A 5,526-nucleotide genomic window follows, 5' to 3' on the forward strand; every position below is an offset into this window, starting at 1 on the left:
GTTAATATATTTTTATTCATTGTAATATCTTTTTCTGCGACGAGTTTTGTAAAATGGTTCTCTTGGATCGATTCTTTAATAACAAATGTACCCTTTTTTTCTAAGGAGATCGTTTATTCTTTTATTCTTGTTACGATCTTTTATGTATCTTATAGAATTTCAAAATTAATTTATTCACAAAAAGAGTTTTAATTAGGTCTTGCTGGACTAGTCAAAAATTCAATAAATATAAGGGATCATTGAGATGAATCTCAAATTTAATGTGAAATTTAAGAAATAATAATGCACAATGAGCCTGCAAATTCCTTTGAAGACGAAGAAGGAAACATTCGTAGATCACATAGGTTCGGTATTGACTTTCAGACTTGGATTCATCTATTTTTTACAAGTTAAAAGGAAAGGTTTTGGATGTTCCAAGACAAAGAAAAATAGCACAATTGTATGATGACTGAAACCAGATCCGCCGCCTTGGATTCTGGTTTCATGTCTTATTCAATAAAAAAACTGTATTATGTGAGGTGATATAAATGACCACGAAAAATAATTTTTTTATTCCCAATACAATTGAATCACTCAAAAAAAGATTAAATACTAGTAGTCAACTAACCATTCAAAATGAGGAGGGAAATATCAGCCATGTAGAATTTAAGTTTAATCCCCCTAAAAAACAAGATGAGATATCCATATTTGAAAATATTTCGTCTTGGCTAATTCCGGAAGATTTAAAAACATTTTTACTCATCCATAACGGAGCGATATTATTTAATGACATAGAATGTGGTGGAGGTATAGAGATATTATCTCTAGAGGATTACAAAGAGCAGCATCTTGATTATATGCCGTCTACATGGTATCCCATCGCTTACTATCATGGGGATTGTCTATTAGTTGACTCTGATCGTTGCAGAGCAGGAAGAAATGACTACTTGGTTTACCACGAAAGCTGCACATCAGTTGAAGATGCTAAATATCTGAATTTAAATTTTGAAATTTGGTTAGATAGGATTATTATTGCTCAAGGAGCGAAATATTGGACGTGGTCACTATATAATGCTTTAAATTATTACTCAACTAGGTAATACGGATAAAAAACTCTTAAACTACCACAACTCAGAAATCACTGAAGTTGTGGTAGTTTAATCTTGTAAAGAGTTTTATATCAATACACACCCGTACTCCCTAGCCTTAACTAAGAAAATTTTGCATAGTACTGTTTATTTAAGAGTATATTAATTTGATAAAAAACCGATATTGAATCGACTTTTGTGGATCATCACTTATTTCATTTCAAGGATTTGTTGGATTGCCCCTATACGAGCACTCTATAAAAACATTACAGATCCGAGGACTACGAATACCACCCTAGTATTGCCGTAGCGCAGCCAACTGGTTTCCTTTGCTTCTTATTATAATTTTCATATTGATTTTTCTTCTTCCAATTCGTTTGATAGCTAGCCGTGGTTTCTTTTACATAGGAATGTGTTATTACAGGTTTACCTAAACTATCTAATAAAAACTCGCAGCCTTAGTAGGAGTTGTTTCCGATCGATCCGTGACTGCATCAGCAAGAGTTTGATTATCGGTATGACCTATTCCCATAATTACAGGAGTCTTCGATTCTTTTATTGCCTCTACCACAGACACATGCTCAAATACGTGAAAGTCGCTTTCCTGTCCTCCGCCCCTTACTACTAACATAACATCGTAACTACCCTTATCTAAATGGGCATCATAAACGACTATTTGGGCAATAATTATTTCCCCATAGGTGGTTTAATTCTTGCCGTGAGAAGCCTTCTAAACTCCTTGGAGACCATGACATAAAAAGGTATACCGGGTGGCGAATGAATTACTTTTTGTATTCGCGGCAGAGTTTATCTACGTTTGCCCCGTACCAAAAAATTTATGAATTTTTTGCACGCTGTAGGATTGTTCCTATGTGTAAATGAACAACTACCTAATAAGAAGGAAGGATTTTGACGAATTATACCGAAAGTAATTTAAGTACTTTAGTTAGTGACTACATAATTAATATAGAAATGACAGGGGAAGTAGATATGGCAAACGAAAGGATTACTGAAAATATTGTAAGAGATTCGCTCAGAGAACTTGATTATTATTCAGCCGATAATGATATTGTAGTTGAGGAACAAAAGAGTCAGATTGAAGAAGTAACGAGACTATTGAAGGGTGCAAGTAAATCAGGAGGAGTTGGAAGAGGAGCTCCGGAGTTTATCATAAGTTCAAAGTCCTCACCTGACTTCCTGATTATTTTCGAGTGTAAAGCAACAACTAAGCAACACGAAAGTTCTACTAGAGATAAACTAGCCGATTATGCAGTTGATGGTGTAATCCATTATGCTTCTCGTTTATCTAGGTCATTCAACATAATTGCTGTAGCCGTAAGTGGTCAAAATAAATCAGGGCTTAAAGTCAGTTCTTTTTTATGGCCAAAGGGTTCAGCGACTTATAAAGATTTAACAAATGAAAATGGATTGATGATCGACCGCATAATTCCTTATGACGATTATCTTCGTCATGGTTCTTTCGACCCTGAAGTTGCAAAGAACCGTCATGAAGATTTAATGGCTTTTTCAAGAAATTTACATGACTTTATGAGAGATCACGCGAAATTGACCGAAAGTGAAAAACCTTTGCTAGTAAGTGGAACTCTAATTGCTTTAAGAAATACAGCATTTGCTAAAAGTTTTGGTGAATATAGTCCTGAAGATTTACAAAAACAATGGATGCATGTGATAAATGAGGAAATAACTAAGGCTGACATACCTAAATCAAAAAAATATAGTATGACTCAACCTTATTCGAGTATAGCGGTACACCCTGAGCTTGGAAAAGCAACACCGAAGTATCCCAAGGGGGCCTTAAATGAACTAATTAAAAATCTTAATGAAAAAGTCTGGCCGTTTATAAGTATCTATCATGATTTTGATGTTGTTGGACAATTTTATGGTGAATTTCTTAAATACACAGGTGGGGATAAAAAAGCATTAGGAATTGTACTTACACCTAGACATATTACAGAACTTTTTGCTCATATTGCTAATTTGCGGAAAGATACTAAAGTTCTAGATATTTGTGCAGGAACAAGTGGGTTTCTTATTTCTTCTATGCAACAAATGGTTAAACAGGCAATTACAGAAGATGAACGAGAGTACATCAAAAAAAATTGTTTGGTTGGTGTTGAACAACAACCTAACATGTATGCACTTGCAGCTAGTAATATGATTTTACGAGGTGACGGAAAAGCCAATTTATATCAAGGTAATTGCTTTGATGTTGGAATCACCAAAGATATTAATAGCCACAAGTGCACAGTAGGTATGTTGAATCCTCCTTACTCTCAGGGTGATGAGGATTTGCATGAATTAGTTTTTGTTAAGCATATGCTCGACAATCTTGAAATAGGTGGTACAGGAATAGCAATTGTTCCTATGTCTTGTGCTATTTCTCCCCATCCACTTAGAGAAGAACTTTTGAAGCATCATACCCTCGAAGCAGTTATGTCAATGCCGGATGATCTTTTTTATCCTGTTGGAGTAGTTACTTGTATTATGGTGTTTACGGTAGGTATTCCTCACTCTAACAGTAATAAAAAAACATGGTTCGGCTATTGGAAAAATGATGGTTTTATTAAAACTAAAAACAAAGGAAGGATTGATCTTAATAATCAATGGGATGCAATTCTTAAAAGATGGATTGAACAATATAGAAATCGAGAGGTACATCCGGGCGAATGTGTAATGGAGTATGTTACTCATGAGGATGAGTGGTGTGCGGAAGCTTATCTGGAGACGGATTATTCAGACTTAAGCCCAGATGAATTTGAACATACAATGAAAAACTATGTTGTATTTTCACTTACTAACGGAATTAACGGTGAAGAAAATGATTAAGCTAGAGGACTTATTTAATATCGATTATCCAAGAACCCTTATTTTCTCAGAGCAGGAGCAAGACCCTAAAGGCATTAATTTTATTAGCTCAAGAGGAACAAATAATGGAATTGTGGCTCGTGTCAAGAATAATTCAGAAGCAGTTTTGTATCCATCAGGTTGCATAACAGTCCCACTAAAAGGCACGGTACTACATGCATTTTTACAACCTGAACAATGTTATGTTGCTCATCAAATTGCAGTACTGACACCGAAAACAGAAATGTCCGACCAAGTTAAAATATTTTATTGTTTAGCAATTCGAAAAAATAAATATCGTTATAATTATGGTCGTCAAGCAGATAGAACATTAAGACAAATTCTCGTTCCTTCGCCGAACGAGATACCTAAGTGGGTTTATACATTAGATATTAGCAATTATACAGACATTAAAAAGGCAAGCATAAATAATTTTTCAGAAGATCTTAATTCAAGATTGTGGGAATGGTTTAGTTTTAGCGACTTATTCGAAATAAAGAAGGGCAAACGACTTACAAAAGCAGATATGGAACCAGGGCAGACCCCATTTATTGGAGCAACAGATTCTAATAATGGTCTTACAAACATGATTAATAAAAAACCAATTCATCCCGGTAATGTAATAACAGTAAACTATAATGGAAATGGTGTAGCAGAAGCGTACTACCAACCCACCCCTTTTTGGTGTTCAGATGATGTAAATGTCTTATATCCAAATTTCACATTAGACGCTCCTATTGCAATGTTTATTTGTACAATCATTCGAAAAGAAAAGTACAGGTTTAACTATGGTCGAAAATGGCATGTTGAAAGAATGAAAAGTTCTAAATTAAAACTCCCAGTCTCATCGATAAATGAACCAGATTGGGAGTTCATTAGAAATTATATTAAGTCTTTACCATATAGTAATCAAATCTATAATTTCGACGGAAACACTCACTAAATGCTCACATTTTTTTGTAAAGATACTAACTGCTGATTTTCTGAATGACTGACTTCCGCATAACAGCAACGATTTCACGAATTCACGGTTACCTCTCCCGATTTTGACAGGGTGGGGGTCAAGTGTCTTCTTTTCAAGCAAGCGAATACTGCCACATCAGAATACTGTCTATTTTACGCAACCCACACATGTGGAGTGCTGCTCACTACTAGTTTATGAAGGTAAATAAATGATGTAACAGTGAGTTAAGAGCCTCTTCTAAGGCTAAGCAATTCCGTTTTGGTGGAGAAACATACGAAATAGCATACTAATTAGCAGACCAAATCGCATATGATTTGGTTTTTTATTTCCCCTTATATATCAACGATGATAAATATTAACGCTACAATTAGCAATCAAAAACGAAACCAAAATAGCATAATGACATTAGTGTAGACGTCAAGCCGAATTTTACACTTTTTGCTCATTTCCTTTTTACACTTCTGCTGAAAATATGCTCATCCGATTTCTCATACGATGCTTTCCTCATCCTCTCTACCATGAATGACTTCCACTCGATGGAGTAACCGATCCAAAATGGCTGTCGTAATGCCTTGATCTCCAATTAAATTTCCCCATTCATCTGGACTTTTATTCGAAGTCAGGATAATT

At 34.9% G+C, this 5,526-nt stretch carries 5 protein-coding genes; 3 read left to right on the forward strand and 2 right to left on the reverse strand.

What is annotated here, in order from left to right; all coding sequences use genetic code 11:
- Positions 1 to 527: 527 nt before the first annotated feature.
- Positions 528 to 1,079, forward strand: a complete 552-nt coding sequence (locus tag JCM10596_RS22475; RefSeq protein WP_025029019.1) for an SMI1/KNR4 family protein — start codon at positions 528 to 530, stop codon at positions 1,077 to 1,079.
- Positions 1,080 to 1,506: 427 nt separating this feature from the next.
- Here JCM10596_RS22475 and JCM10596_RS22480 read toward each other — a convergent pair whose 3' ends face one another.
- Positions 1,507 to 1,758 carry an exodeoxyribonuclease VII large subunit gene (locus tag JCM10596_RS22480; RefSeq protein WP_081792159.1) on the reverse strand — a complete coding sequence of 84 codons (252 nt, stop codon included), beginning with the start codon at positions 1,756 to 1,758 and terminating at the stop codon, positions 1,507 to 1,509.
- Between the two features lie 218 nt (positions 1,759 to 1,976).
- Here JCM10596_RS22480 and JCM10596_RS22485 point away from each other — a divergent pair, with 218 nt between their 5' ends.
- Together JCM10596_RS22485 and JCM10596_RS22490 are read left to right on the forward strand one after the other, a co-directional pair.
- Positions 1,977 to 3,914, forward strand: a complete 1,938-nt coding sequence (locus JCM10596_RS22485) for an HsdM family class I SAM-dependent methyltransferase (RefSeq protein WP_199900169.1) — start codon at positions 1,977 to 1,979, stop codon at positions 3,912 to 3,914.
- The gene (locus JCM10596_RS22490) at positions 3,907 to 4,875 is read left to right on the forward strand and encodes a restriction endonuclease subunit S (RefSeq protein ID WP_025029022.1); all 969 of its coding nucleotides are present in this window, start codon (positions 3,907 to 3,909) and stop codon (positions 4,873 to 4,875) included. Before JCM10596_RS22485 ends, JCM10596_RS22490 begins: the two co-directional genes overlap by 8 nt.
- A 509-nt stretch (positions 4,876 to 5,384) precedes the next feature.
- Here the strand turns inward: JCM10596_RS22490 and JCM10596_RS28985 are convergent.
- Positions 5,385 to 5,526: ATP-binding protein (locus JCM10596_RS28985; RefSeq protein ID WP_234410617.1), on the reverse strand; the 142-nt coding region annotated here is incomplete at its 5' end.

This window comes from Caldalkalibacillus mannanilyticus JCM 10596 (genome assembly GCF_000615945.1).
Classification (GTDB): domain Bacteria; phylum Bacillota; class Bacilli; order Caldalkalibacillales; family JCM-10596; genus Bacillus_AT; species Bacillus_AT mannanilyticus.